At 52.3% G+C, this 1152-nt stretch carries 1 tRNA gene and 1 pseudogene; one reads left to right on the plus strand and one right to left on the minus strand.

Annotated elements, in window-relative coordinates:
* Positions 1 to 213: pseudogene (locus ACFOZ5_RS13430) on the plus strand (hypothetical protein); the annotation flags it as partial.
* Positions 214 to 388: 175 nt separating this feature from the next.
* Here ACFOZ5_RS13430 and ACFOZ5_RS13435 read toward each other — a convergent pair.
* A tRNA-Arg gene (locus ACFOZ5_RS13435) sits at positions 389 to 461 on the minus strand.
* Between the last annotated feature and the right edge of the window lie 691 nt (positions 462 to 1152).

The raw sequence follows: 1152 nt of genomic DNA on the forward strand, positions 1-1152 counted from the left end.
CTGCCGGGGTGGCAGCTTTGCCGTGGAATCAGTGGCAGCTTTCGCGTGGAATGGGTGGCAGGCTTCGTCTGGAATCAGTGGCAACCTTGGCCTGGAATACGCACTGACTATGAGAAAATGGTGGGTGCGGGCATGATGTACTCAGCACCTCCGGGCTTCGAGGAAATTGTCGACGCAATCCGTAACCTCGAAAGCCGTGTTAATGCTCGTTGAGGGTCACTGTGCCTGTCGCGTGATCAATTAGCCCGTTTAAAATGCGCTGATCTGCAATGAATCTAGGCTTATGTTCAGAGCTCGACGAGCGATCGCCTGATTTTAAACCTGGGACCTTTCGGATTTGGGAGTGTTCCGGGAGATGGGGGTATAAAGTGTTGATCTGCCATCAAAATGGCCCGCCCGTCAGGATTCGAACCTGAGACCTTCGCCTCCGGAGGGCGACGCAACTACCCGATAGCAAGCGGTCTTAATCGACTAAAAGTCCGCATGATCAATTACTTACCCAAAAAGCTATCACCATAAAAAATACCGATATATCAGTATGTTGACCGATTAACGCCGATTTTGGGCACAAGACTGATAGGAGTTGGATGTCCGGGGTCAGGACATTTGATCGGTGCCCCAATCCGGCTTTTGCCCTCGGTTGCCGTTAGTTTACGCGCCCATGGTTGGTCCGCAACTGTTAGAAAACACTGTCCGGAAATTGGACAACGGCGGGTTGGCGACTTGCGTCCTACTGTTTTAGTGAGATAACGATAGCAAGCCCTTGGAGTTGATTAACAAGCTATTGCCCCCGGCCAAAAGAATTCAGAATACGGTTAAGTCCCGAGTTGCTGATTGCCAAGGTTTGGCCAGCTCCATGGTGCGGGATGTGCTTTGGTACCGGTGTTGGCTGGCCTAGGCGAGCTTATTCTCTCCTGTCGTCGTCATGTCAGTGACCTTACCATCCGCCTTCCTGGTCACTTCTAACCGTTAGCGCAAACCGAGTCTGATCCAATGGGAATTGCGTTTTGTAACCGTGAGCCGGAGGATGCCTCTGCAGCTACTAATTCGTAAGCGGTCCACTAACTACACCGGCATAGCCTCATCCTGATTCCACGGCAACAGGCCATCCAGATCCTTATCGGTCGCCGCTGATGGCAACTCGCTCAGCAC

The organism is Marinobacter lacisalsi (assembly GCF_042651045.1).
In the GTDB taxonomy this organism is placed as follows: domain Bacteria; phylum Pseudomonadota; class Gammaproteobacteria; order Pseudomonadales; family Oleiphilaceae; genus Marinobacter; species Marinobacter lacisalsi.